This window comes from Streptococcus suis (assembly GCF_002960445.1).
Classification (GTDB): Bacteria; Bacillota; Bacilli; order Lactobacillales; family Streptococcaceae; genus Streptococcus; species Streptococcus hyiners.
On record NZ_POJD01000287.1, the window covers coordinates 46,743 to 72,364 of the forward strand.

24 protein-coding genes and 1 other RNA gene are annotated in these 25,622 nt (G+C 41.6%); 8 read left to right on the plus strand and 17 right to left on the minus strand.

The features are described 5' to 3' along the window. Positions 1–20 precede the first annotated feature (20 nt). The 5 genes from C1G53_RS10045 to C1G53_RS10065 form a co-directional block, all read right to left on the minus strand. Positions 21–1,457, minus strand: coding sequence for a cell division site-positioning protein MapZ family protein (locus C1G53_RS10045; protein ID WP_238139140.1), 1,437 nt, complete (start codon positions 1,455–1,457; stop codon positions 21–23). Positions 1,458–1,469: 12 nt separating this feature from the next. After that, the gene (locus C1G53_RS10050) at positions 1,470–2,633 is read right to left on the minus strand and encodes a THUMP domain-containing class I SAM-dependent RNA methyltransferase (RefSeq protein ID WP_105118550.1); all 1,164 of its coding nucleotides are present in this window, start codon (positions 2,631–2,633) and stop codon (positions 1,470–1,472) included. 53 nt (positions 2,634–2,686) lie between these two features. Further along, positions 2,687–3,050: RNase P RNA component class B (gene rnpB / locus C1G53_RS10055), an RNA gene on the minus strand. Between the two features lie 19 nt (positions 3,051–3,069). Then, positions 3,070–3,396 carry a cell division regulator GpsB gene (gene gpsB, locus C1G53_RS10060; RefSeq protein ID WP_105118551.1) on the minus strand — a complete coding sequence of 109 codons (327 nt, stop codon included), beginning with the start codon at positions 3,394–3,396 and terminating at the stop codon, positions 3,070–3,072. 70 nt (positions 3,397–3,466) lie between these two features. After that, positions 3,467–4,006 carry a DUF1273 domain-containing protein gene (locus C1G53_RS10065; protein WP_105118552.1) on the minus strand — a complete coding sequence of 180 codons (540 nt, stop codon included), beginning with the start codon at positions 4,004–4,006 and terminating at the stop codon, positions 3,467–3,469. A 66-nt stretch (positions 4,007–4,072) separates the two neighbouring features. On the opposite strand from C1G53_RS10065, the gene recU reads away from it, so the two are divergent. From recU to rsmG, 3 genes are all read left to right on the plus strand, one after another. Then, positions 4,073–4,690, plus strand: coding sequence for a Holliday junction resolvase RecU (recU, locus tag C1G53_RS10070; protein WP_105118553.1), 618 nt, complete (start codon positions 4,073–4,075; stop codon positions 4,688–4,690). Continuing rightward, complete coding sequence (gene pbp1a, locus C1G53_RS10075) at positions 4,671–6,833, plus strand: penicillin-binding protein PBP1A (protein WP_161941408.1); 2,163 nt, start codon at positions 4,671–4,673, stop codon at positions 6,831–6,833. Before recU ends, pbp1a begins: the two co-directional genes overlap by 20 nt. A 136-nt stretch (positions 6,834–6,969) precedes the next feature. Beyond that, positions 6,970–7,683 carry a 16S rRNA (guanine(527)-N(7))-methyltransferase RsmG gene (rsmG, locus tag C1G53_RS10080; RefSeq protein ID WP_105118555.1) on the plus strand — a complete coding sequence of 238 codons (714 nt, stop codon included), beginning with the start codon at positions 6,970–6,972 and terminating at the stop codon, positions 7,681–7,683. Between the two features lie 177 nt (positions 7,684–7,860). On the opposite strand, the gene C1G53_RS10085 is transcribed toward rsmG, so the two are convergent. The 7 genes from C1G53_RS10085 to C1G53_RS10115 form a co-directional block, all read right to left on the minus strand. Next, the gene (locus C1G53_RS10085; RefSeq protein ID WP_105118556.1) at positions 7,861–8,694 is read right to left on the minus strand and encodes an energy-coupling factor transporter transmembrane component T family protein; all 834 of its coding nucleotides are present in this window, start codon (positions 8,692–8,694) and stop codon (positions 7,861–7,863) included. Next, positions 8,691–10,364, minus strand: coding sequence for an ABC transporter ATP-binding protein (locus C1G53_RS10090; protein ID WP_105118557.1), 1,674 nt, complete (start codon positions 10,362–10,364; stop codon positions 8,691–8,693). Before C1G53_RS10090 ends, C1G53_RS10085 begins: the two co-directional genes overlap by 4 nt. A gap of 144 nt (positions 10,365–10,508) precedes the next feature. Further along, the gene (locus C1G53_RS10095; RefSeq protein ID WP_153046709.1) at positions 10,509–10,874 is read right to left on the minus strand and encodes a VOC family protein; all 366 of its coding nucleotides are present in this window, start codon (positions 10,872–10,874) and stop codon (positions 10,509–10,511) included. 112 nt (positions 10,875–10,986) lie between these two features. Next, a complete protein-coding gene (locus tag C1G53_RS10100; protein ID WP_105118558.1) occupies positions 10,987–11,970 on the minus strand; it encodes a rhodanese-related sulfurtransferase in 984 nt (327 codons plus the stop codon). A 112-nt stretch (positions 11,971–12,082) separates the two neighbouring features. Continuing rightward, positions 12,083–13,009 carry a hypothetical protein gene (locus tag C1G53_RS10105; protein ID WP_105118559.1) on the minus strand — a complete coding sequence of 309 codons (927 nt, stop codon included), beginning with the start codon at positions 13,007–13,009 and terminating at the stop codon, positions 12,083–12,085. Between the two features lie 156 nt (positions 13,010–13,165). Further along, on the minus strand, positions 13,166–13,711 hold the full coding sequence (locus C1G53_RS10110) for an ECF-type riboflavin transporter substrate-binding protein (RefSeq protein WP_105118560.1): 546 nt from the start codon (positions 13,709–13,711) through the stop codon (positions 13,166–13,168). Between the two features lie 20 nt (positions 13,712–13,731). Further along, complete coding sequence (locus C1G53_RS10115) at positions 13,732–14,580, minus strand: SAM hydrolase/SAM-dependent halogenase family protein (protein ID WP_105118561.1); 849 nt, start codon at positions 14,578–14,580, stop codon at positions 13,732–13,734. Between the two features lie 232 nt (positions 14,581–14,812). On the opposite strand from C1G53_RS10115, the gene C1G53_RS10120 reads away from it, so the two are divergent. Genes C1G53_RS10120 through C1G53_RS10135 form a run of 4 tightly spaced genes read left to right on the plus strand, consistent with a single transcriptional unit; the run spans position 14,813 to position 16,544 of the window. Next, entirely contained in the window at positions 14,813–15,337 is a 525-nt protein-coding gene (locus tag C1G53_RS10120) for a hypothetical protein (RefSeq protein WP_105118562.1), read from the plus strand. A 1-nt stretch (position 15,338) separates the two neighbouring features. Then, positions 15,339–15,554 carry a helix-turn-helix domain-containing protein gene (locus C1G53_RS10125; RefSeq protein ID WP_002943099.1) on the plus strand — a complete coding sequence of 72 codons (216 nt, stop codon included), beginning with the start codon at positions 15,339–15,341 and terminating at the stop codon, positions 15,552–15,554. A 1-nt stretch (position 15,555) separates the two neighbouring features. Next, the gene (locus tag C1G53_RS10130; RefSeq protein ID WP_105118563.1) at positions 15,556–16,062 is read left to right on the plus strand and encodes a DUF2975 domain-containing protein; all 507 of its coding nucleotides are present in this window, start codon (positions 15,556–15,558) and stop codon (positions 16,060–16,062) included. Positions 16,063–16,073: 11 nt separating this feature from the next. After that, entirely contained in the window at positions 16,074–16,544 is a 471-nt protein-coding gene (locus C1G53_RS10135; RefSeq protein ID WP_105118564.1) for a hypothetical protein, read from the plus strand. Positions 16,545–16,893: 349 nt separating this feature from the next. On the opposite strand, the gene C1G53_RS10140 is transcribed toward C1G53_RS10135, so the two are convergent. The 3 genes from C1G53_RS10140 to C1G53_RS10150 all read right to left on the minus strand — a co-directional run bounded on the left by C1G53_RS10140 (position 16,894) and on the right by C1G53_RS10150 (position 20,717). Next, a complete protein-coding gene (locus tag C1G53_RS10140) occupies positions 16,894–17,610 on the minus strand; it encodes a YebC/PmpR family DNA-binding transcriptional regulator (RefSeq protein WP_105118565.1) in 717 nt (238 codons plus the stop codon). A gap of 108 nt (positions 17,611–17,718) precedes the next feature. Next, positions 17,719–19,887, minus strand: a complete 2,169-nt coding sequence (locus C1G53_RS10145; RefSeq protein ID WP_105118566.1) for a PTS transporter subunit IIBC — start codon at positions 19,885–19,887, stop codon at positions 17,719–17,721. Positions 19,888–19,925: 38 nt separating this feature from the next. Further along, complete coding sequence (locus C1G53_RS10150; protein ID WP_105118567.1) at positions 19,926–20,717, minus strand: endonuclease/exonuclease/phosphatase family protein; 792 nt, start codon at positions 20,715–20,717, stop codon at positions 19,926–19,928. Between the two features lie 196 nt (positions 20,718–20,913). Between C1G53_RS10150 and C1G53_RS10155 the strand changes: the two genes are divergently transcribed. Beyond that, positions 20,914–21,621, plus strand: coding sequence for a GntR family transcriptional regulator (locus C1G53_RS10155; RefSeq protein ID WP_105118568.1), 708 nt, complete (start codon positions 20,914–20,916; stop codon positions 21,619–21,621). A gap of 56 nt (positions 21,622–21,677) precedes the next feature. Here C1G53_RS10155 and glgP read toward each other — a convergent pair whose 3' ends face one another. Then, on the minus strand, positions 21,678–23,942 hold the full coding sequence (glgP, locus tag C1G53_RS10160; RefSeq protein WP_105118569.1) for a glycogen/starch/alpha-glucan family phosphorylase: 2,265 nt from the start codon (positions 23,940–23,942) through the stop codon (positions 21,678–21,680). After that, positions 23,935–25,443 (minus strand): 4-alpha-glucanotransferase, encoded by a 1,509-nt coding sequence (gene malQ / locus C1G53_RS10165; RefSeq protein WP_105118570.1) that lies wholly within the window; start codon positions 25,441–25,443, stop codon positions 23,935–23,937. The genes glgP and malQ overlap by 8 nt, the downstream gene beginning before the upstream one ends. Between the last annotated feature and the right edge of the window lie 179 nt (positions 25,444–25,622).

Genomic DNA, 25,622 nt, shown 5'->3' on the forward strand with positions numbered 1-25,622 from the left:
AACCGCTTTTTTTGTTTTGCTTAATAATCCAAGGCATCCGAATGACCTGAGCCATTACCAACAAAGTAACCTGTCTTACAGTTAATCGAGAAGAGATAGCTACCATCCGGTGTAAACATATTGTAATAACCATTTCCGTTAATGATGTTCACTTTTTCCAAGATATATTGGTTGCCTGTAATATAACCACGCTGTTGAGAAATAGCTACAATATTTTCTAAAATACCAGGGTTGAAAGTCCAAGCTTCATTGTTGACATCGTCAATCATGGCTTGATTGTAAGGAACACGGCTGCGATCACGCTGTAGAGCAACTCCTTCTGGTACAGGAATTCCGTAAATAGTTGCTGCTCCACTAATAGCACCAACAACGCTATCATTGACTACCGCACTCTCGGTTGAGGCTGGAGCAGTGGTTTCTGCAGATGCCGAAGCAGCCTGAGAGTTTTCAGCTGGAGCAGCAACAGCTGTGGCAGAGCTAGCAGCAACTTCCTGTTGAGAACGTCCAAAATTGACAACAGAAGCCAATAAGCTATCCACTGAGCTAATACCCGTGTTAGTAGCAGAAAGACTGGCTTCCGCTTTAACAGTGGCAGTGGTATCAATTTCACCATTTACGATAACTTCTTTATCAAATTGCCCATTGATTGCCTGAATAGCAGCAATGGCTTTTTCAAGATTATCATACTGTTCCTTGGCTTTTTTATAACTATCTGAATTTTTCTCCATCTTGTCCAAGAGGGCCTTCAACTCCGCCAATTTACCAAACTCAGAATTCTTCAACTTTGTCAAACTACTATCTGTAAAGAAGCTAGCATAGAGTTGTTCAAAGGCTAGACTATTAGCATCTGCCGAGCTACTTGCAGTGGTCGATGTCTGACTGCTGCTTGAACTACTAGCTGTTTCCGTGGTCGATTTATTCACTGAGTTCAACCACATGAAAGCCGTTGCTAAGATAGTGACAAAAAGAGCTGCTAAAGCTGACCAGAAATAGATTTTTTTCTTTCTATCCTTCTCAGCTTCCTCCGCCTGACCCCAATCATCCACTTCTTGTTCTCGGGAAACAGTCGCTATACTGTCAACCACTGCCGCACCTGCAACAATTGTTTCTTCCAAAGGAGCAGTCGGTACTTCTACCTCCTCAGTCACAGCCTTGCCAACTGCAAGAATCTCATCAGTCACAGCCGTCGAAAGACTAGCTGTCTGAACATTCGTTTCTTCCCCATCGCCAGTAGGTTCTACCAGTGGCAAATGATTGACCTTGGTTTCAAATTTCTGCGACTCAATCTCTGTCCGATGTTGCTTGATATAACGATCTAAAAGACTATCATCCTCAGTCACACCTGCTTCGATTTCCTTATGTTTCTTTACGGCTTCTGCAATGGTTAAATCCTTAGCTACTTCAAAATCCAAAACTTTCTCATTTTCCAAGGGTAGCTTATTCTTATTTTCTTCCACGATATCCTCCTATTATTTCTCTTCTACCATTTGACGCTTGACACGTTGACCAAAAAATTGATACAAATCTACTTTTAAGGTACCATTATATAATTTTCTCTTTTTATCAGCCTGCCTACCAAAACGCTTCTCGAATTGCTCATCACTGGTCAAAATAAACTTAGACCAGGTTTCTAAAGGCTCAAAGGTTTGCCCCATCTCACGATACAGTGTGATGATTGCGTCGTCATCCAACAAACGTTCTCCATAAGGTGGATTTGAAATGATAACACCATTGATTTTATCCGTCCGCAAATCCTGAACTCGCATCTGTTTGAAAACAATGTCCTGATCTACTCCAGCCGCAAAAGCATTTTTCTTGGCAATTTCAACCATACGAGCATCGATGTCTGAACCCGCAATATCCAAGACCAAATCTGATTTAATAGCAGCCTGAGCTTCTTTTCGTACATCTGCCACTAACTGGTCATCAACCCATGGCCATTCTTCAAAAGCAAAGCTACGTTTCAAGCCAGGAGCCATATTTTTTGCCAGCATAGCAGCTTCAATACAAAATGTCCCTGAACCACAGGTCGGATCGATGAGAGGCTTATCAGGATACCAGTTGGACAGTTGCAAAATCGCTGCTGCCATATTTTCCTTGATCGGTGCTCCACCTTTTTCTACCCGATAACCACGTTTGAAGAGACTAGACCCAGTCGTATCAATCATGATTGTTGCTAGATCTTTCAAAATAGATACTTCAATCTTGAACTCTGCTCCAACTTCCTGGAGCGGCACTCCCTCTGGACGAGAGAAGTGTTTTTGTAATTTCTTAACAACTGCTTTTTTCGAAATAGCCTGTACACTCGGCTCATTGTGTAACTTGGATTTAACACACTTGGCCTTGGAAATTGGAAACTTGCATCCCAAAGGCAGATAATTCTCCCAATCCAAACCAAAAACTCCTTGGAAAAGCTCTTCAAAGGTTCTTGCTGGAAATTGACCAACAATAATTTTTATCCTGTCCGCCGAACGTAGCCAGAGGTTGGTTTCGATAATCGCCTTCACATCACCCTCGAATCGTACACGACCATTTTCCACCTGGCACTCATAGCCGAGATTGCGAATTTCACGACCAACAACTGCCTCTAAGCCAGCTGCAGCGGTCGCAATCAATTCAAACTGTTTTTTCATTTTTTTCCTTCTAAAATAAAAGCTAGCAAAGCTAGCTACCTATTTATGCAATTTTCTGTAAGCCATGTTTTGTTCCAGTGGCACTAGGTTCTACCACCTTCGATAATCATCTGTCTACTGTTTTCACAGTCAGGATTTCAGTTCAATTCCATCCATCCCATGCCCCGACCAAAGTTTGGGTTGCTAGCTTGAGGGGTTTACCGCGTTCCATTTTTTACGTTTCCATAAAAACTTCGTCACTGTGGCACTTTCAGGTCTACTTTGGCATATCTGATGACGTAGCCATTTTAACCGCCGTAACGTTACCAACGTCCCTAGGCTTATTGATTCGCCTAGCACAAACACTACCGGCATCGCAGCCAGTGCTAGCATGGACTTTCCTCATGGTTGAAACCTACCACGCGATTATCCAAAAATTGCACGCAATTTCTATCTATCAGTCTTGAACGATTTGTTTGCCGAAGACTTCTTTCTCCAAACGATTTAAACGACGAAGAATATCAAAGTTTGTAGCCGAGGATGGACGTTCCGTAGGAAGCACATCTTTTACTTCCTCAACAGCAGCAACTTTAGGAGTGTTTGCTACCTGAGCTTTCAAGCGAGCAATCTCGCCTTTCAACTCCTTGATAATAGCTTCGTAAGCATCATAATCCTTCATGATTTCATCTAAAAAGTCATTGACTTCATCTTGATCGTAGCCACGGAAACCGACTTTAAAATCTTGTTCAAAAATATCTTTAGTTGTAAATTTAATACTTGCCATTTCTCTCTCCCATATCTAAAACATCACTAGTCCTATTATATTAAAAAAAATAGGGAAAAATCAAGTCAAATCACTCAGAATTTGAAAAATTTTCTGCCACCTCATTCAGTTGTTCAAAGGTAAGCGTTTTTCTATCATACTCCTCTTTTTTTAAGACTTGATGATATAAATATTTCAAGTTGGTTTCATTTTCAGCATCGTAAAACAGATAGATTCCGTCAGTATTATCCACTAAAAATTTATTGTAATCTTTAAACTGACCAGGATTCTCATAACGAGGGTAGGCATACTTAATGAAATCCGTCTGCTTAAAGCGCTGCAATTTCAGCTGGTTGGCTTCATTCCATTGTTCTCCATGATTTTCAAACATGAAGATGGTCGCTATTTGAAAACCATAACCTTCCGACCGCAAATCCTCTAAAACTTCTAAAGTCCAATATTCAAAGCCCAACTGACCTGTCAGAACAAACCAGGTCACTCCATCCTCCAAAATTCGAACAAGATCCTGCTTGATAGCCAATTTTATGATGGCTAGCCGCGGGTCCTTGTCTGAAAAAATCCCTAGCTCGGTATGTGTATATCCCCTTATCAAAAGGCTCTTAGTATGCATTCCTTGTACTCTTTTCTCTAATTGTGGTATAATATGCTGATATTTATTTTATCAAGAAGGAGTTCTATGGTCAATTATCCTCATAAGATAGCTAAAAAAATCAATAGAACCAATTCTGTTTCATCTCAAAAAATTAGCTTCGCTAATCGGGGAATGTCCTTTGAAGCTGCTATCAATGATAGCAACCTTTACTATCTTGCTCACGAGATTGCGGTTATACATAAGAAACCTACTCCTGTGCAGATTGTAAAGGTTGATTATCCGAAGAGAAGCCGTGCGAAAATTGTAGAGGCCTATTTTCGACAGCCATCTACAACGGATTATTCAGGAGTCTTCAAAAAACATTATATCGATTTCGAAGCCAAGGAAACGCGACAAAAAGCATCCATGCCCATGAAGAATTTTCATGAGCATCAGATTGAACACATGAAACAGGTTGTAAAGCAGGGTGGCGTATGCTTTGTTCTTCTTCACTTTTCAACGCTAAAAGAAACCTATCTCTTACCGGCTGTCCACTTGATTGAGTTTTATCAAACAGATAAGGGGAGTAAATCTATGCCTCTCTCTTTCATTAGGCAATTTGGCTTTGAGGTTCAAATGGGACGTTTTCCTAGCGTACCTTATCTTGAAGTGGTTGAAAAAAATTTATTAGGTGGTGACTCTTTTGAAAACTACAAGTATTAAAAAAACTCTCCTAGTAGTTGCAAATATCTTATTAGCTGGCTTTATTATTACCTTTCTAGCTGGTTCTCTCTTGGTAGGCTACTGGATCGCAACAGCACCCAAGCTAACCGAAGAAAGCTTGATAGCCACAGTATCCAGTAAGATTTATGACAAAAATGGCAGTCTGATTGCTGACCTAGGAGCAGAAAAACGATCCAGCGCAAAAATCGAAGAAATTCCGACTGATTTGGTCAATGCCATCGTTGCCATTGAGGATCAGCGTTTCTTCAACCATCGAGGTGTGGACGTTATCCGTATCGCTGGTTCTTTGGTTAACAACCTGACTGGTGGACGCTTACAAGGTGGTTCAACACTGGACCAGCAGTTCATCAAACTGACCTACTTCTCAACTTCTTCCGAGGACCAAAACATCAAACGGAAAATCCAAGAAGCCTGGTTAGCAACCCAATTGGAAAAAGACAAGACCAAACAAGAAATATTGACCTATTATGTCAATAAAGTCTTTATGGCCAATGGAAACTACGGGATGAAAACAGCTGCACATTCCTACTATGGTAAAGAATTGAAAGATCTTACTTTAGCCCAGCTCGCCTTACTGGCAGGTATGCCTCAAGCTCCTAACCAATACGATCCTTATACCAACCCTGAAGATGCTAAAACACGCAGAGATTTAGTCCTAGCTGAAATGTTGGAAGAAAAGTACATCGACAATGCCCAGTACGAGCAAGCTGTGCTGACTCCAGTCACTGATGGTTTACAGGCTCTATCCAATGAAGCAGCTTATCCTGCTTATATGGATAACTATCTCAAGCAGGTTATCGAAGAAGTTGAGGCTAAAACAGGCTACAACTTGTTAACTACGGGTATGGATGTCTATACAAACGTAGATCCTGCTGCTCAACAGCAGTTGTGGGACATTTACAATACCGATATGTATGTCAGCTACCCGGATGATTTGATGCAGGTAGCCTCTACGGTCGTGGATGTATCAAACGGTAAGGTCGTTGCACAGTTGGGCGGACGGCACCAATCAAGTAATGTTTCCTTCGGTACCAACCAGGCTGTTGAAACCAACCGTGACTTTGGTTCGACCATGAAACCCATCACCGACTATGCTCCTGCTTATGAACATGGCATCTACACTTCAACGGCTGACATTATGGTCGATGGACCTTACAATTTCCCTGGCACAACTATCCCGATCAATAACTGGGACAAGCAATTCTACGGATCCATTTCAATCAAGACAGCTGTTCAGTATTCACGTAATGTGACAGCAGTCAAGGCTCTTGAAGCAACTGGACTAGAAAACTCTCTGGCATTCTTGAACAGTATCGGTATTGACTATCCAGAAATGCACTACTCAAATGCGATTTCTAGTAACACTTCCGATACAGGTCGTCAATATGGTGCAAGTTCTGAAAAAATGGCTGCAGCCTATGCTGCCTTCGCCAATGGCGGAACTTATTACGCTCCACAATATGTCAATAAGATTGTCTTTAGCGATGGAACAGTTTCGGAGTATGCTCCTCAAGGGAACCGTGTTATGACGGAAGAAACAGCCTATATGATGACAGATTTGATGAAATCTGTATTGAGTTATGGTTACGGACTAAACGCTACTGTCAGCGGTATTCCGATGGCTGGTAAAACCGGTACCTCAAACTATACCGACAGCGAAACAGAATCCATTCTTGCTTCTGTTCCTGAAGCTAACTATAGCTACAGTGTCGTTCCAGATGAGAACTTCGTCGGCTACTCTAGCCAGTATGCCATGGCCGTTTGGACCGGTTACACCAACCGTATGACCCCGATCTTAGATAATGGGATGCGAGTTGCTACAGACGTTTATCACCATATGATGGCCTATATGCATTCTGACTATACTGCTACTGAATGGGAAGTGCCGAGTGGTTTGGTTCGCTATGGTTCAAATTACTATTTGAAAGGCAGCCGTTCTCTATCCAATGCTTATAATAGTTATAATACTTACAATAACTATAGTAGCACAGTGTCTAGTTCCAGTGAATCCACTGAGCAATCAACACAAAGTTCCTCTTCAGAATCTCAAACTGAAAATACTACAGCTGACTCAGAAGCAACCAATACTTCATCCTCAGAGCAGTCATCGGATGGGGATTAAGAACAGAGTTGGGCCTAAGCCCAGCCTTTTCTTATTGTATTGGTGATAAAAGTATGAAACCACTGACATACTAAATTAGCACTCTTGTCTGTTCTTTCTTATCCACAATTTCAACAATTTATGGTAAGATAAAACTATGAAACCTGAAGTATTTTATAAGACCTTGGCGGACCAAGGCATCCAGCTAACTGACACCCAGAAACAACAATTCCATCGCTATTTTCAACTGTTAGTAGAATGGAATGAAAAAATCAATTTGACAGCTATAACTGAAGAAGAGGACGTCTATCTCAAACATTTTTATGACTCTATCGCTCCCATTCTTCAAGGCCATATCCAAAACGAACCCCTTCGCTTATTAGACATAGGAGCCGGAGCAGGTTTTCCAAGTCTTCCCATGAAAATCATCTATCCTCAATTAGATGTAACTATCATTGACTCTCTCAACAAGCGGATCAATTTCTTGCATTTATTGGCAGAGGAATTGGGTTTGGAGAATGTGCATTTCTATCATGGGCGGGCTGAAGATTTTGCCCAAGACAAGCAATTTCGTGCCCAATTTGACCTTGTCACCGCTCGGGCAGTTGCACGTATGCAAATCTTATCAGAGCTAACCATTCCGTATTTAAAACTCAATGGCAAACTCATTGCCCTCAAAGCCTCTAGCGCTGAGGACGAATTGGCTCAAGCTAAGAACGCCCTGACCCTCCTTTTTGGTAAGGTCATTGAAAACGTTGACTATCAATTGCCAAACGGCGATCCACGCACACTGACCATTGTGGAAAAGAAAAAGGAAACTCCCAATATGTTTCCACGGAAGGCTGGTATGCCAAATAAACGACCACTGTAAAAGAGGCTGAGCAAAAAGCCCAACCTCGCTTCTCAGGGTTTGTGTCAACATCTCAGCGCAGTGGTTGATTGGCAGATTTGTTCGTATTTTACACTCCAAATCTGACCTAATCAACTGTGCGGGGGCGGGAAGACGAACTCTTTTTTTACCAGTCGAGTTCTTTCCCGCTCCCTTTCTCTATCTCCACGGGTTGTAAAAACGTCCACCATTCACAAATAAAAGTCCAATTGTAATGAGAATAAGCACAAAAATAAGGGCTAGAACCAGATAATCAATACTTTGCAAGGCTTGGTAGCTATACCAGGTTCTTTTTTTATTTTTCCCGAAACGACGTAATTCCATGGCTGTTGAAATGGTATCAATCCGCTCTAAGGAACCAAAAATCAAGGGGATAACCAGAGCTAGATTACCCTTAATACGGTCCATTAACTTACCTTTCTTAGATAACTCCAAACCACGCGCTTCCTGGGACATCCGAATAGTATAAAACTCCTCCTGAATATCTGGGATATAACGCATGGTCAAACTAACCGCATAGGCTACCTTATAAGATACCCCAATCTGATTTAAACTTGAAGCAAACTGGCTCGGATGGGTTGTCATCAAAAAGACAAGAGCCAGAGGCACTGTACAAAAATATTTCAAGAGTAAGTTAAATAGATAAAAAAGCTGCTGACTAATCAAGGAATAGGAACCAAAACCAGAAAGGATAACCGTTTCAGCCCCATAGAGCTCTACTCCGTACCTTGGTGCAAACAGATGAACCATCAAGGCATTTAAGAGGGCAAAAACAATTGTAAAGAGCAGAACAAGGGACACATCCTTATAGCGAATACCGGATAGTTTGAATAAGGCCAGCGAAAATAGGGCAATAAAGGCAATCAAACGGGTATCGTAAGTCACCATGGCAAGAATAGTCACAATCAGGAAAAACAAGAGCTTGGTAACAGCAGACAAATCGTAAATAATGCCTCTTCCTTTATGGTAACCAATTAAATGTTGTTGGCTCATGCCTCCCTCCTTTCTTCCTGCATATAGAACATGGTCAATTCCAGTGGGTTTACTGCCAAGCGTTCTGCCAAGTGGAATATAGATGTTTCCTTCAAATTGGCTTCTTCAATGACCTGGCTATTTGACAAGATTTCTGCTGGACTAGCATCTTCGATAATCTGTCCATCCACCACAACAATAGCCCTATCTGAATAATCCAACATCAACTGCATATCGTGGGTAATCATCACAATGGTGTGTCCTTGAGCATTAAGTTGATCCAAGAAATCCATCATCTCCTGGTAATGACGTTGGTCCTGACCAGCCGTCGGCTCATCCAACAGAATAATCTCAGGATTAAGCACCAAGATAGTGGCAATCGTCACCCTCTTCTTCTGACCGTAGGACAGGGCTGAAATCGGCCATTTGCGGTACTGATACAAGCCACAAACCTCTAAAATCTTGAAGACCCTAGCCTCAATTTCTTCTTCCGCCACTCCCCTCATTCGCAAACCAAGGGCCACTTCGTCAAAAATCATGGTCTGACTGATCATCTGATTAGGGTTCTGAAGAACGTAACCAATCCGCTCCGCTCTCTCCTTGACAGAATCATCCTTAATGGATTTACCTTGCCACAATATCTCCCCCTCAGGTTGAATAAAGGCACACAAGGCCTTGGCCAAAGTGGATTTGCCAGCCCCATTTTTTCCGACGATAGCCAAACGCTCACCCTTATAGATGTTTAAATCTATGCCTGAGAGAATGGTTTTATCAGAGTAAGCGAATTGCAAATTGCGGGCTTCCAACAAGACTTCCTTTTCCACTTCTGTCAAGTTGACACTTGGGAGTTGCCCCATTTCTAAAGAACCTAGTTCAAGTTCCCAGACAGAAGAGAGGTGGGCAGCCCTTTCAATTGGATAACCTAAGCCTCGTAAGGTAGAAATATAGAGCGGCTCACGGATGCCGTTTTCTTTGAGCAGACTAGTCTGCAAGAGCTGATCTGGATGACCATTGAAGAGAATACGTCCATCGTTTATCAACACAATTCTGTCTACCTGTCGATAAAGGACATCTTCCAAGCGGTGCTCAATAATAATGGTCGTTGTTCCCTCTTGAGCATGCAAACGATCAATCAAGTCAATGGTATCTTGTCCAGATTTGGGATCCAGGTTGGCCAGAGGTTCATCGAATAACAAAATAGGACTTTCATCAATCAAGACCCCTGCTAGGCTGACCCGTTGCTTCTGACCTCCCGAAAGATCCTGGGGACGATGGTTGAGCAATTCATTTAGTTCCAAGCGCTCTGCCCAATCATGAACTCGTTCTCTCATGGTCGCCAAGGTTTCCATGTCATTTTCCAGTGCAAAAGCCATATCTTCAGCAACAGAAAGCCCAATAAACTGACCGTCCGTATCCTGCAAAACAGTGCTGACCAAGAGAGATTTTTGGTAAATGGACTGGTCAAAAGCAGACTGCCCCATCAACTTGAAATCTCCAGAATGGGTTCCCTTATGGATATTTGGAATAATCCCATTTAAAACTTGACCAAGAGTGGACTTGCCCGATCCAGATGGACCAATAATGAGAACCTTTTCCCCCTCGAAAATGGTCAAATCAATACCATGTAAGGTCGCTTCCGTCTGCGCATTGTATGTAAAAGAAAAATTCTTGAATTCGATGACTTTTTTCATATCCCTATTATATCAGAAACCAGCATGAAAAAAAGGAAGAATTCTCCCTTTCTCCCAATCTATAAGCTATGACGAACGATATAACTCGCTAAAGAACATTCCTTAACCGATGTAAACAAATATTTCCCGACAAATAAATGTTTCTTACATCACAATCACATTAAAATGATGCCCATCAAGGTCTGTAAAACTTGCTCCATAGAAGCCATGGGCATCTGTCGGGCGACCTGTAATTTGCCCGCCATTTGCTTCAACACGCTCGATAAGGCTATCCACTTCTTCCCTACTCGCCACATTAAGCGAAATCAAGACTTCATTGCCACTAGTTGCTAGCTGAAATGGTACGCGTTGGGTAAAGGTCCCTTCCTGCATCAAAATTAAGTTACCACCTTCTGGCAGGGTTGCTGACTTGATATCTCCAAAAGTCGCCACAGAAAAACCAACTGCTTCATAAAACTGACCAGCTTTTTCAAGGTCTGCTACTGCTAAGTTCATCCAAAATGATTTCATCTTCTTCTCTTTTCTGGTTGATTGGCTTAGTATAGACCGGACCAAAGAAAAAGTCAAGCATTCTGATTACACAAAAAAATTGCACTGATTTCTCAATGCAATTTTAGTATTATTAGGCATTTGCTGGAGCAAGGCTTTCACCAATTGCTTCTAAACGCTCTGCCCATTCTTGGCGAGTCAAGCCATTTTCAGAGATATAACGGTTGCGCTCGTGGGCACGGCATTCAGCTGAACAGCCACGAACATACTTGTGCTCGTTTTCTTCTGACATAAGGGTACGACGGTTACAGAATGGGTTGCCACAGTTGACATAGCGTTCACATGGTGTGCCATCAAACCAGTCCTTACCAACAACAACTGGGTCTACATGGTTGACATCAACAGCGATACGCTCGTCAAAGACATACATCTTACCATCCCACAATTCGCCACGAACTTCTGGGTCTTTACCATAGGTTGCGATACCACCGTGCAACTGACCGACATCCTTGTAACCTTCACGAACCATCCAGCCTGAGAATTTCTCACAGCGAACACCACCAGTACAGTAAACAACTACGCGCTTGTCCATGAATTTCTCTTTGTTATCACGGACCCATTGTGGCAATTCACGGAAGTTGCGGATGTCTGGGCGGATGGCACCACGGAAATGCCCAAGGTCGTACTCGTAGTCATTACGTGTATCCAAAACAACTGTGTCTTCGTCCAAAAGAGCTTCCTTGAATTCTTTTGGTGACAAATAAGCACCTGTTGTTACAAGTGGGTCAATGTCACTGTCGAAGTCGTTGTCTTCTAGACCAAGGTGAACGATTTCTTTTTTATAACGAACAAACATTTTCTTGAAAGCTTGCTCATTTTCTTCATCAATCTTAAACCACAAATCACTGAACAATGGGTTAGCATGAACATAGTCCATGTATTTTTGTGTTGTTTCGTAGTCACCAGAAACAGTACCGTTGATGCCTTCATCAGCAATCAAGATACGGCCTTTTAGTCCGATAGACTTACAGAAAGCCAAGTGCTCTGCAGCATACTCTTTGGCATTTTCAATTGGAACATACTTATAGTATAACAATACGCGAATGTCTTTTGACATGATTTCTCCTTCTCAATCTTTGCAATAGATGATAGAAATTTGACTTTTCTAGTCAAAGCCACCTTCCATTATACCGCTTACAAGACTAAAAAACAAAAATCTGAACTGAAAATTACTCTTCCAATTCAGATTTGAGTTGTTTCAATTTTTCCAAGTCATCATCACCGAGGAGTTGTCCCACCTGGCGCTTGTGGCGCTTGGCAATATTCTTCTTCCACTTGTCCTTTATGGGATCGGTCTGCTTAGCCCTATTTTTCGGTAGCTCCACCTTCTCCTTCTCTTGCCACTCCACATCTTTAATCATCTCTTCCCAGTAGGTGACAATAGCAGAGCAGAGATAGGTTTGTAGTAAGCTCAGCCATTTTTCAACAAAAGTCGACGGTGGTCGATCCTCAACCAAGCGATAGGTCCTTTGGAGTTCAATGAGCTGGGACTGATATTTTTCCCACTGAAGCATGGATTTACTCGGTTTTTTACGATAGAGTTGGCTGTGGCCAATGACCTCTATATAGGGAGCTACAAACCGGCTAATCCGTATTTTGAGAGAGGAACGGGAAAGGTAGGTTGCAGTCAATAAACCTGATGCTAGGAGGCGCTCTACCTCCCTAGCCTGATTATCAGGGAAACGATAGTGGACCAAACAGCTAGCCTCTTCTTCCTCTATGAGCAAACGGACCTGTAACCTGCCTTTATGCCAACTAGCGAAAATATCCTGCTTAGCATCCCAAGCTTTCTGAAAAAATTGTAGCAAGTAGTAGCCTTGTTTGGTCAAGACACACCAACTTCCCTCTTGATAGAGGTAGTTTCGAATAGCCCCCTTCATGTAAAATTCCCCATGAAAATCATAGAAGGTGGGTTGTTTGTAGCTTGAGGTAGATGGATGATTACTGATGCGAAAGACCTTGTAATAAATCGTATTCCATAAAACACATATATAGAGAGAATCTGTCGTTCCAGACTGATAAATGGTTAAAATCTCCTCGCCTGGATTGAGAATAGAATGAATAAGGGGAGCTATATTTTCTTCTGTCCAAGCCATACATCACTCCTCCCTTCATCTGACAATTTCTATTCTTTTATATTATTATATCATACTGTCAATATCTTTCTCAAAAAAATCAACCTAGAAAATTTCTAGGTTGATAGTAACATTCGGTTTTTATTCTATTTTTGATAGTCCTGTTCGTGAAAGTTCTTAATCTTTTGACAAACTACCTGTTTTCGTTTGCGAACGAGCATAAACTCCAAGAAGAATAGTACCAGCAATGGCTATTGTAATACTATTGACAATCCCAGCTACCAAACCCTGAGTGAATACCTTATTTGCTGCTTCACTATAGATTACAATGTCCAATACTGGAGCGATAATTCCCCAGGCAATGACATTGGCAACTACTTGGAAGATATTGAAAACTACAATATCTTTTCCTTCAAAAATCCCTTCCTCAACACGAAGACGATTTTTTGCAAAACCAATAACCAACCCTACTACTCCTGAGGCTAAAATCCATGACCACCAAGGTCCGTATGTCAACGAATCTTTAAGCGTATGGCCAATAAAACCTACTAAAAAGCCAACTACTGGCCCAAATACAACTGACAAAAGTGCCTGAACAGCGTATTGGAGCTGAATTGAAGTATTTGGAACAAAAGTAGGAATGTTGATTAGCAAGCCAATGACAACAAAGAGGGCAGCACCGATACCGGTAGCAACGACTGTTTTGATAGAATTATTTTTCATAAAATTCTCCTTCATTTTCTTTAATTACTAATGCGTTTGATTTCGATATGCCAGTTTTGACCGACACCGACATTATAGGCCTTGGCAAAGGATCCTTGGTTAATGGCCAAGCCCACTCGATAGAGTGAATTGATATAGAGCAGGGGTTGACCGATGCGGACATCCGCAAAAGACTTGCCATAGGTCACTTGGTTTTGATAGACCAACATGTCGTTGTTGTAAATGGTCACTTCAAAACGGTCCTCAAATTGCGGCTTCAAGGTATAAAATTCCTCACGCGTGATTGAGGTCCATAGTGAACCAAAGCGAACATCCAAGATGTCGATAGCTCCTTTGACAAAGTCTGGTCCAACTTCTGTCGGAACGGTTGGAATTTCAACAATATCTGCCACCTGCAACTCTGGTCCAACTTCTTCAAAACTGATATGACCTGAGGCTAATTTTGCACCCGTATAAGCATAAACATCACGACCATGGAAGGTATAGGAATGCTCCGTATTGGCTCTGCGATTGGCCACTTCTGAAATTTCACGAACAGCCTTAATGCCCACATGTTTCTTGATGAAAGAAAGCGTTCCGTTATCCGGGGTAACGATATAGTGGTTTTGTTCCGTCAAAGCCACCACACTTTTACGCTTAGAGCCTACTCCTGGATCAACAACAGATACAAATGTCGTGCCTTCTGGCCAATATTCAACTGTCTGAAAAAGACGGTAAGAGCCTTCGAAAATATTGTAAGGTGTAATATCGTGGGTCAGGTTGTGAACAACTAGGTCACGCGACTCCTGAAGAGCCACACCAATCATAGCTGACACGGCACCATCTACTAGACCAAAGTCAGATTGTAAAACAAGTAAATTATTTGACATAGCTCCTCCTAAAAATGATACTGTTCTATCATAACAGAAAAGCTACAAGCTTTCAAATAGCTATTTTCTAGGGATGGTTATAGTTATCTATTATAACCAGATAATACTACAAACTTTCTCAGTCACACAAAAAATAAATTTTTTAAAAAAACGCTTGCATTTCAAAAATTATTGTTTTATAATAATTTTACAGATAATATTATCATAAAACAATAATAATCGGAGGTTTGCTATGAAAACCAATCTACTCAAAACAGCTGGACTATTAGCTGGTTGTGTTCGCTATTTCTTCTATTTCACGATTGCTCTTTATACCATCTTTACCTTGGCTGGTCTTGGAGGCAACTCCTTTGCGATAGACTCTTGGGAATACACCTTTAACAAACCCATTGACCAGATCAGTGTCTGGCTCATTCTTCTAACGACTGGATTGATTCTAATCGTCTTGGTCGCACTCAGTCACATTGCCTACCTAATTCAAAAACTTTGCAAGCTACTTCTGGAAGAAGATTATTTCGCTTCAGCTAGCCTAGTACTCTATCAGAAACTCTTCATCAGTTTGCTCGTCTTGACTGCTGGGCAATTTTGCCTAACCACTTTGTTTTTCCTGACACATGTTACTGGTCCAAACAACTTCCTCAATCTTCGCTGGTCAGACTTTATCCTCAATGCCCTCTTCCTCTTCGCAACTTATTTTGTCTGGAGATTGGTTCAAAAAGGGCAACAATTAGCAACTGAGAACAGTGAGTTTATCTGATATGGAAATGATTCGCGTAAACTTAGACAAGGTCCTCAAAGACCGACAAATGACTTCCAAGGACCTAGCAGAGCAAGTCGGCATCACCGAAGCCAATCTGTCCATTCTCAAGACAGGCAAGGCAAAAGGTATTCGTTTTAATACCCTGATGAGCATCTGCCGCATCCTAGACTGCCAACCAGGAGATATTTTGGAATATGTGAGGGAGGGGGAATAGCATGAACAAAAAGATATTTTTCAACATCGTCATACAGTTGCTAACGTTTATTCGTTATGGATTGATTGCCTTAACAGGACTAATATTGTTGGCACTTCTTATTCTACTTATAGGCGGGAAACCTATTCAAAATAGTCTACAATTAGATGTCCCCTTTCCTATCATTGTTATTATTCTAATCATAAGTATCCTATTGGTAGCCTGCTTTATCTACATGGCCACCATACTCAAAAAATTGCTCACCAACTTTCAAACAGGAACTATTTTCTCAACTGAAAATGTAGTCTATACAAAGATAATTTTAGGAACCTTAATCGTATGGACGAGCATACAATTTGCAAGTGCTTTTTTCCTATCTTACCTAGATTTAAAGAATGTAAGTGCCTTATATGATTTTTCACTTAGTGACTACTTCATAAATGGTGTGCTGGTTATTATTGCACTACTAGCAAAGATGGTGTTGGAAAAAGGTGTGCTTTTACAAGCTGAAAATGATGAAATTATATAAAGGAGCCCATGATGAAAAAGTATATTTCCCTCATTGCACTCTGCATGATGATACCTTGCTTAAGTGCTTGTCACTCTGTCACTTCAGAAGTTAATAAAGAAATGCAAAACGAGCTAACAGCAGCTTCCATTGAAACAGAAAAAGCTCTAAAAACAGATGAACGTCTGGCTAAGATTGAGAACTTTCAGCAAATTGTCGAAATCACGACATCCAAAGGAGAATTCTCTCTTGAATCTCCTTTCTCTGGCAAAATCTATTTAATGGCAACAAAAGAAAATCTCGAGAAACTCTCAAAAGAAGAGTTTACTCTGAATGAAAAGAGCTTCTCAACTATCGATGCTGGTAGTAGCAATGATTTTAATATTCGCTATAAAAAACAAACTTACCTCACTGTTCAAACCCTATCCGTTCAAGATATGGAACAATTCGAGTACACCAAATCATCTTCCACTTCCGCTATTCTTGTCTTCTATCCAAACTAGCAAAAATTCCTCGATTCAAGCTACAACCGTTCACTGAACAAGCCTCGCTTTTATATTTTTTGCTCGGGTTAAAACAGTCACTTCCCTGACTGTTTTAATCCACTCCCCCGGACTTTTGAGCATAAAGAAAACTGCCTACCGGCAGTTCCAATCTCCAACCTTTTAATATAAAAAAAGTGCTAGTAGATTTCTCGATAAAAAGAAAACCAGCTTCTGCTGGTTCTCATTTCCAACCTTTTAATAAAAATGACTGTCCCCCGGACTTTTGAGTACAAAGAAAACTGCCTGCCGGCAGTTCCAATCTCCAACCTTTTAATAAAAATGACTGTCCCCCGGACAGTCATTTTTATTAAAAGCCATCTACATTCGTGTAGATTTTTTGGACGTCTTCGTCGTCTTCGAGGGCGTCGTAGAGTTTTTCAAATGTTGCGAGGTCATCGCCGTCAAGTGATACTTCTGATTGTGGGATCATTTCAAGTTCAGTAACGTTAAACTCTTCAATACCTGATTCCTTAAGTGCCACGATTGCCTTGTGCAAATCAGTTGGTGCTGTATAAACAGTGATTGTGCCGTCTTCTGCTTCTACGTCATCGACTTCGACATCTGCTTCAAGGAGCAATTCGAAGATGGCATCTGCATCATCACCAGCAAAGACAACTACGCCTTTTTTATCAAACATGAATGATACGGAACCAGACGCACCCATGTTACCACCGTTTTTACCAAAGGCAGAGCGAACATTGGCTGCCGTACGGTTTACATTTGATGTCAAGGTATCAACGATAATCATAGAACCGTTTGGGCCAAAGCCTTCGTAACGACCTTCCACGAAAGTTTCGTCTGTGTTTCCTTTTGCCTTGTCAATGGCCTTGTCAATGATGTGTTTTGGAACCTGCGCTTGCTTAGCACGGTCGATAACAAATTTCAGCGCTGAGTTTGTTTCTGGATCTGGGTCACCCTTTTTCGCTGCTACATAGATTTCAACACCAAATTTGGCGTAAACTTTTGAGTTAGCACCGTCTTTTGCGGTTTTCTTGGCTACAATATTGGCCCATTTACGTCCCATGGGGAACCTCCTACATTTTATAAAATCGCTTTATTATACCATAAATGGCAGGGATTGAGAAGATTTTTAAAAGCAAAAGACAAGCTCGCATGAACTTGTCTTTTTATCTTACAACTCAACTGTCGCAACTTGACTATCTTGACTGACCTGTCCAAGATTTTCAAGGCTGACTGATTTGATTTCTGCTGTGTTTGTGAAGGCAACTACGATGGTTGTTTCGCGTCCTGCTGAACGGATAGCATCCAAATCCGCAACAAGGAGCAAGTCACCAGCTTCAACACGTTGACCGTCTGTTACCTTAGCTGAGAATGGAGCACCGTTTAGTGCAACCGTATCTAGACCCACGTGCACCAAGACTTCTACACCCTTGTCAGACAAAATACCGACAGCGTGTTTGGTTGGGAAGACACTGGTTACAATACCTGAAACTGGTGCGTAAACATTGCCGGAGCTAGGCTCAACTGCATAACCGTCACCCATCATTTTTTGTGAGAAGACCGGATCTTTCACTTCTGTGATGGCAATGGCTTGCCCTTCAGCAACAGAGTAAACTGCCTCGGTCACACCCTTGAATTGTGCTTCCTCCACTACTGTTTCACTTGCAACAATTTCTGTACGCGGAATGGCTACGCCAGATTCTAGCAAATCTTGAATGTCTGATTTGAGGACATCTGCTTTTGGTCCGTAGACTGCTTGAACACCTGAGTCCTTGATAATCAAGCCCATAGCACCAGCCTGTTTCCAAGCATTTTCATCTCCAACCTGTGCCACATCTTTAACACTAACGCGAAGGCGGGTCATACATGCATCCACATCTGCGATATTATCACGACCACCAAGCAAGTTGATGATTTGTACCACTTGTGAATTGGCATCTGCTGTATCTACGTTTGAATTTGAAACCACATCTGTTGTTTCTGTATCATAGTTCCCATTGCGTCCAGAAGTTGCTAGGTTGAATTTTTGAATCATGAAGTTGGCAATGAAGTACATTGCAACTGCAAAGAGGGCTGTTACCCAGATAAAGTTGACAACGTCCATGCCGATACCAGCTTTAATCGCCATCGGTGTACGTGTAAGGAATTCAATATTACCAAATGAGTGCATACGCAAATTGACAATATCCGCCATAGCAAAAGCAGCACCTTGTACAAAAGCATAAACGACATAAAGTGGCATTGCCGCAAACATGAACATAAACTCAATTGGTTCTGTTACACCTGTCAAAAAGACGGCTGCAGCAGATGAAAGGAACATACCACGGTATTTTTTCTTCTTATCCGGGTCAACATTGCGATACATAGCAAGGGTCAAGCCCATGAGAATACCAGAGGAACCAATCATTTGACCTACTTTAAAGCGAGCAGGGGTTACATTGGCAAGAAGATCATTGTACTGAGCCATATCACCAGCATCCTTGAGGTTAATCAAGTCTGTAATCCAAGCTAACCAGAGCGGATCTTGACCAAATACTTGTGTACCAGCTTGAGCACCTGTCAAGATGTCATAGGTACCACCAAGTGACGTATAGTTCATTGGAATGGTCAACATGTGGTGCAAACCAAATGGAAGAAGCAAACGTTCCAAGGTACCATAAACAAATGGGGCTACAATTGGAGCGGTGTCTTGTGAGGTTGCAATCCATTTACCAAAACTGTTAATACCAGTTTGTACAAGAGGCCAGAAGATTGCCAAACCAAGCGCTACAAGAACAGAACGATAGATGACAACAAATGGCACAAAGCGTTTGCCGTTAAAGAAGGTCAATACATCTGGCAACTTGCGATAGTTGTAATATTTGTTGTAGGCAGTCGCACCAACAAAACCAGCAATAATCCCTACAAAGACACCCATGTTCAAAGCAGGCTGACCAAGGATATTGACAAAGTAGCCAGATACTGGAATTTGAGTTCCAAAGACAGTGCTAACAGTCGCAGCTGCATCTGCAAGCATGTCAGTCGTCACACCAAAGAAGTGACCTGTAATCAAGTTAATAAGGATGAAGGCAAGACCTGCTGAGAAGGCACCACCAGCCTTTTCCTTAGCCCAGCTACCACCAATTGCCAAGGCAAAGAGCAAGTGAAGGTTACCGATAATTCCCCAACCAATTTGCGCAATAATATTCCCAATTCGAGCCAATAGCTCTGAATCTTGGCTAATCAGAGGAATTGAGTTCCCGATTGACACCATGAGACCCGCCGCTGGCATTACGGCAATCACAACCATTAAACACTTCCCGAACTTTTGCCAAAATTCGAAACTAAGAAATTTTTTCATGTTCTTCTCCTTAAATAGTTTTCATAGTCTTATGACCTTTAAATACTTACATTTACTTCTACACCGAAGTGATCCGAAATAACCGGTAGATTATCTCCATTGAAAATCACTCGACTGGATTGAACTTGTCTTTCCTGATTTAAGAACACATAGTCCAGACGTTTTTCCTGACTGTGCCCAGCCCAACCATCTATAGCCTTTTCAACAGTGATACCACTGTCCTTTTCCACTGCCAAATCATAACTATCATAAAGACCTAGATTCTTAATAGCTTGATAGGCTTGAGGATCCGATAGTGCATCCGTATTGAAATCACCCATGAGAATTTTCAAGCGTTCCTGGCTAGTTCGATTAACAATCTTTCGAACATTTTCCAGCTGGTCTTCCTCTGGGTGCCCCGGAAGATTGATATGGCAGGAATAAATGTCAATCAATTCCTTCTCATACAAGACCGTCAAACCGATGATTTTTCTAGACAAGATTGATGTCAAATCTTTGTTCTGACTGCAATAGAAGGCATCCACTTCATAGACAGGTAGTTTGGTCAAGAAGGCAATTCCTTCATCGTACCTATCGTAACCAATATGGGAATTGGACCAAAAATAAGAATAGTCTGTCACTCCAAGATTTTTCAGCTTTTCAAGTAAAACCAAACCATAATTGTCTTGGCGTAAGTCTTTGGTCACCAAGGGACTTGTCATCAGCTGATTGACTTCCTGGAGAGCAATCACATGGTATTGCTTTTGGGCAATGGTCTGAGCTAAAATATCCAATTTCTCATGCTGGTCCTCTTCTAGCCAGGCATGAACATTGACTGTTAGTAACTTCATGTCGCTCCTTTCTATTTGCTTAGTAAAACCTTTTCAACTTGTAGCCTTATTATAACGTAAACGTTTTCACTTGTCAACACTTTTACGGAATAATTATTAAAGTTTTCCGTAAAAGTTTATCTTGACTTAGAATACTGACCTTTGGCATTTTTTATGATATACTAGCGGTAAATAGCAAGCTAGGAAGTTACCCCAAATGAGTAAATACAAAAAAGTCTATGCTGACATCAAGGAAAAAATTGAACAAAATATCTGGCAGGCCAATCAAGAGATGCCTACAGAAAATGAACTGATGGAGATTTATTCCTATTCCAAGGACACCATCCGTAAGGCCCTATCTCTGTTGGAAATGGACGGCTATATCCAAAAACGTCAGGGAAGAAACTCGATTATTTTGGACCATAACCTCGTTCGAAAACCATTTGTGTCCGAATTGAAGACCGTCAGTGAACTCAACCGCTCTGCCCATCATCAAGTCCAGACCGAATTGACCAACCTCTATATTGTCCAAGGTCAGCCAGAGGTCATGAAGGAATTGGAAGTGGATGAAAAAACGGATCTCTACCGTGTTAGTCGCGTTCGGACCATTGACGGTGAGCGCTTAGAGTATGAGATTTCCTACTTCGACCGTAGGATTGTCCCCTATCTCAGTAAGGAAGTGGCTGAAAGCTCCATTTATCAGTATTTGGAAAACGACCTTGGCTTAGAAATTTCCCATTCCCGCCGAGAAATTTCCTTCCGCTTTGCGACGGAGGAAGAAAAAAGCCTGCTAGACCTGGCTGACTACGACATGGTGGTTTCCGTCACCAGCACCACCTATCTGGCAGACGGCCGTCCCTTCCAGTACGGAACCATCACCTACCGACCAGACAAGGTGACCTTTGTATCAATGGCCAAACGGTAAAAACTAAACATAGCAAAAAAGAATGTTCCCACTCGGAAACATTCTTTTGTTTTGGATTATTTACTATGCCAGATGTCTTCGTTGTACTGCTCGATTGTACGGTCAGATGAGAAGAATCCTGCTTTAGCGATGTTGTGAACAACTTTCTTGTTCCATGAATCTTGATCTTCGTAGTCTGCAAAGACTTGCTCCTTGACTTTAATGTACTCAGCCAAGTCGATCAAGGTCATGAACCAGTCTTTCGAGATCAATTCATGGTGGAGACGACCAAGGCGTTCTTCATTACCAAGAGCAAGCACTTCATCGCTGATGATAAAGTCAACCGCACGTTTGATATTAGCATCACCATTGTAGTAATCCGCAGATACATAACCAGCCTTGTTGTACAAGTCAATAATAGTATCTGAATCCTTACCAAATGTGTAGATGTTGTCCATGCCAGCCAATTCTGCAATCTCAACGTTGGCACCGTCCATAGTACCAAGTGTCAAGGCACCGTTGAGCATGAACTTCATGTTACCAGTACCTGATGCTTCTTTAGAAGCCAATGAGATTTGCTCAGAAATATCTGTTGCAGGGATGAGTTTTTCAGCAACGGTTACGTTGTAGTTTTCTACCAAGTGAACGTTGAGGTACTTGCTCACTTCTGGGTCATTGTTAATCAACTCAGACAAGCAAAGAATCAAATGAATGATGTCTTGAGCGATAATATAAGCTGGAGCTGCCTTACCACCGAAGATAACAGTGATTTTACGTTTCGGAAGGTTACCGTTCTTGATTTCAAGATACTTGTGGATAACATACAAGGCGTTCATTTGTTGGCGTTTGTACTCGTGGAAACGTTTGATTTGCGTATCGATAATGGAGTTTTCATCCAATTCGATACCCTTGTTGTCTTTCAGGTAACGTTTAAGGGCCAACTTGTTGTTGTGCTTGATTTCAGCCAACTTAGCATGAACTTCCTTGTCATCTGCGAAAGCAAGCAATTTCTCAAGCTTAGTCGCATCTGTCAAATAGTCATCACCAATCAATTCCTTGATGTAGTCTGCAAGGTCTTGGTTAGCAAATTCCAACCAACGACGGAAAGTGATACCGTTTGTCTTGTTGTTGAATTTTTCTGGGTAAAGCTCGTAGAAGCCTTTCAACTCAGAGTTTTTCAAGATTTCTGTGTGGAGAGCCGCAACCCCGTTGACAGAGTTTGAGAAGTGGATATCCATGTGAGCCATGTGCACACGACCAGACTCGTCGATGATGTGAAGGGCTACATCCGCTACTTCCTTAGCAACCAAGGCATCCAATTCCTTGATGATATCTACCAAGTGAGGCACCACTTCTTCCAAGAATGACAATGGCCATTTTTCAAGGGCTTCTGCCAAGATGGTGTGGTTGGTGTAACCAGTCATGTTCTTAACGATTGCCACTGCTTCTGCAAATTCCAAGCCGTGTTTTTCAGTCAAAAGACGGAGCAATTCTGGAATAACAAGTGAAGGGTGAGTATCGTTGATTTGAACATAGGCATAGTCTGCCAAGTCACGCACGTTTGAGCCACGCTCAATCGCTTCATCAATCAATAGCTGAGCAGCGTTTGACACCATAAAGTACTGTTGGTAAATACGGAGCAATTCACCATTCTTATCAGAATCATCTGGGTACAAGAAGAGGGTCAAGTTTTCTTTAATATCAGTCTTGTCAAATGAAATACCGTCTGTAATCAAGTCGTAGTTAACAGACTGGATATCAAACAAGTTGAGGTAGTTTTTAGTATCTTTCTTGTAACCAAGGATGTCCAAACGGTCCAACTTAGAAGTCAAGGTAAAGTTTTTAAACGGTACATCGTAGCTGATTGTCGTTGGAATCAACCAAGAGTTATTTTCAATCCAGAAGTTTGGCTCTGCATCTTGTTGGTTGTCCTTGAAGACTTGTTTAAACAGACCACAGTGGTAGTTCAGACCGACACCCTCACCGTTGATAGCAAGTGTTGACATAGAGTCAATAAAACATGAAGCCAAACGACCAAGTCCACCGTTACCTAGTGATGGTTCTGGTTCAACATCTTCAACTTGAGCCAATGACTTACCAGCCGCTGCCAATTCTACTTGAATGTCCTTGTACACACCCAAGTTAATCAAGTTGTTTGACAAGAGTTTACCGATAAGGAACTCAGCTGAGATATAGTAAACCTTACGTTTTCCTGTATTTTTTGGTTTTGTAGCTGCAGCTTCTTTTACGTAGTTTAACAATTGAAGATAGATTTCTTCGTTTGTTAAATCAGCTAATTTTTTCGAAGTATTTGTTTCTGCAAATGTAGTAAAGTTATTCATGATTTTTATTTCCTCGTTGATATAGTGTAGTCATTTTGACTAAGAAGTTTGTGCGGTCCTGGGTTAAATCTTCGGCTTTCATCCGCCATTCCCAGTTGCCTCCAACGGTTGATGGTGTATTCATCCGACTGTCTTCGCCCAAATCTAACACATCCTGCATGGTTGCAATGGCTGTATCACTGACAGTGGCAAATAAGGTCCGTAACATAGCTTGGGTAACGGGTTCGATTGGCTTGCGGTTGGTATAGGCATCTACAAATTCCTGTTGTTCAGGCTCTAGATTGTTATACCAGCCATTAACCACCTCATTATCATGGGTACCTGTATAGGCGATTGAGTTTGGCACACAACGGTGTGGGATGTCGATGCTCTGCCCTGTCACATCAAAGAAGCCAAATTCTAGGATTTTCATGCCTGGGTAGCCGCAATCTGCCAGAAGTTTACGTGCCTTAGCATCGATATTCCCAAGGTCTTCTGCAATAATCGGCAGGTCACCAAGGGTTTCTTTGACCGCCTTGAAAAGATTGTAGCCTGGGCCTGGCTCCCAAGTGCCGACTTTGGCTACTTCTGCCTTGCCATCTACTTGCCAATAATCTGAGAAGCCTTTGAAGTGGTCAATCCGTAAGACATCATAAAGCTTAAAGCTCTCGTGAATACGGTAAATCCACCAATTGTAGCCAGTCTTTTCATGTTGCTCCCAATCATAAAGTGGGTTCCCCCAGAGCTGACCGTCCGCAGAGAAGTTATCTGCTGGTACGCCTGCCACATAAAGTGGCTTGCGTTCGCTATCAAGCTTGAAGAGCTGTGGTTTAGTCCAAACTTCCACACTATCTGCAGATACGTAAATGGGCATATCTCCAATAATCTTGATGTGGTTCTTGTTAGCGTAGTCCTTCAACTGCTTCCACTGGCTAAAGAAGAAGTATTGAGTAACTTTGAAGTAGTCGATTTGATCTGCTAACTCTAAACGATACTTGGCCAAGGCTTCTTCATTTCGAGCAACCACTTTCTTGTCATCCCATTCTTGTAGGGCCTTGTTGCCAAAATGTTCTTTAATTGCCATGAACTCTGCATAGTCATTTAGCCATGATGAATTAGCTTTTTCAAACTCTTGAAAGGCTACTTTACGCTTGTCATCAGTCAAGAAATTTTTAACAGCTCTTTCCAAGATTGGACGACGTGCCTCATAGATCAAGGCGTAGTCCACTTTTTCTGGATTGTCCCCAAAGTTCACATCTTGGTAATCAAAGTTGGCCAATAAATCTTCTTCTGCCAATAAATCAAAATCAATTAGGTGGGTATTTCCAGCAATAGCTGAAAATGATTGGTAGGGAGAATCTCCATAACTGGTCGTTGTGAGAGGAAGAAGCTGCCAATAGGTTTGCTTGGTTTCTACCAAGAAATCTACAAAATCATAGGCAGGCTTTCCAAAAGTACCGATACCAAACTTACCTGGAAGTGAGGTAATATGCATTAAAATTCCACTGGTACGATTCGCCATAAAAACGTTTTCCTTTCTTTCAAGTACAATGATAGTTTAACGCAAACGTTTGCACTTGTCAAGGAATTATACAAGATTTTTGAAAAACTTTTCCGTAAAACCGCTCGAAAGCTGTCAATATGAGCTTTATTAGACACTTGTTAATACCTTTCAAAAAGAAAATCTGAGAATTTCTTCTC

Excerpts from the sequence above, each read along its gene's own strand:
- C1G53_RS10130 (WP_105118563.1), top strand. The coding sequence starts at position 15,556 with ATGAACAAAAAGATATTTTTCAACATCGTCATACAGTTGCTAACGTTT.
- C1G53_RS10050 (WP_105118550.1), bottom strand. The coding sequence starts at position 2,633 with ATGAAAAAACAGTTTGAATTGATTGCGACCGCTGCAGCTGGCTTAGAG.
- C1G53_RS10140 (WP_105118565.1), bottom strand. The coding sequence starts at position 17,610 with ATGGGACGTAAATGGGCCAATATTGTAGCCAAGAAAACCGCAAAAGAC.
- C1G53_RS10090 (WP_105118557.1), bottom strand. The coding sequence starts at position 10,364 with ATGAAAAAAGTCATCGAATTCAAGAATTTTTCTTTTACATACAATGCG.
- C1G53_RS10135 (WP_105118564.1), top strand. The coding sequence starts at position 16,074 with ATGAAAAAGTATATTTCCCTCATTGCACTCTGCATGATGATACCTTGC.
- C1G53_RS10085 (WP_105118556.1), bottom strand. The coding sequence starts at position 8,694 with ATGAGCCAACAACATTTAATTGGTTACCATAAAGGAAGAGGCATTATT.
- C1G53_RS10125 (WP_002943099.1), top strand. The coding sequence starts at position 15,339 with ATGGAAATGATTCGCGTAAACTTAGACAAGGTCCTCAAAGACCGACAA.
- malQ (WP_105118570.1), bottom strand. The coding sequence starts at position 25,443 with ATGGCGAATCGTACCAGTGGAATTTTAATGCATATTACCTCACTTCCA.
- C1G53_RS10065 (WP_105118552.1), bottom strand. The coding sequence starts at position 4,006 with ATGCATACTAAGAGCCTTTTGATAAGGGGATATACACATACCGAGCTA.
- gpsB (WP_105118551.1), bottom strand. The coding sequence starts at position 3,396 with ATGGCAAGTATTAAATTTACAACTAAAGATATTTTTGAACAAGATTTT.
- C1G53_RS10110 (WP_105118560.1), bottom strand. The coding sequence starts at position 13,711 with ATGAAAAATAATTCTATCAAAACAGTCGTTGCTACCGGTATCGGTGCT.
- C1G53_RS10100 (WP_105118558.1), bottom strand. The coding sequence starts at position 11,970 with ATGTCAAAAGACATTCGCGTATTGTTATACTATAAGTATGTTCCAATT.
- C1G53_RS10115 (WP_105118561.1), bottom strand. The coding sequence starts at position 14,580 with ATGTCAAATAATTTACTTGTTTTACAATCTGACTTTGGTCTAGTAGAT.
- C1G53_RS10095 (WP_153046709.1), bottom strand. The coding sequence starts at position 10,874 with ATGAAATCATTTTGGATGAACTTAGCAGTAGCAGACCTTGAAAAAGCT.
- recU (WP_105118553.1), top strand. The coding sequence starts at position 4,073 with ATGGTCAATTATCCTCATAAGATAGCTAAAAAAATCAATAGAACCAAT.
- C1G53_RS10150 (WP_105118567.1), bottom strand. The coding sequence starts at position 20,717 with ATGAAGTTACTAACAGTCAATGTTCATGCCTGGCTAGAAGAGGACCAG.
- C1G53_RS10120 (WP_105118562.1), top strand. The coding sequence starts at position 14,813 with ATGAAAACCAATCTACTCAAAACAGCTGGACTATTAGCTGGTTGTGTT.
- C1G53_RS10145 (WP_105118566.1), bottom strand. The coding sequence starts at position 19,887 with ATGAAAAAATTTCTTAGTTTCGAATTTTGGCAAAAGTTCGGGAAGTGT.
- C1G53_RS10105 (WP_105118559.1), bottom strand. The coding sequence starts at position 13,009 with ATGGCTTGGACAGAAGAAAATATAGCTCCCCTTATTCATTCTATTCTC.
- rsmG (WP_105118555.1), top strand. The coding sequence starts at position 6,970 with ATGAAACCTGAAGTATTTTATAAGACCTTGGCGGACCAAGGCATCCAG.
- glgP (WP_105118569.1), bottom strand. The coding sequence starts at position 23,942 with ATGAATAACTTTACTACATTTGCAGAAACAAATACTTCGAAAAAATTA.
- C1G53_RS10155 (WP_105118568.1), top strand. The coding sequence starts at position 20,914 with ATGAGTAAATACAAAAAAGTCTATGCTGACATCAAGGAAAAAATTGAA.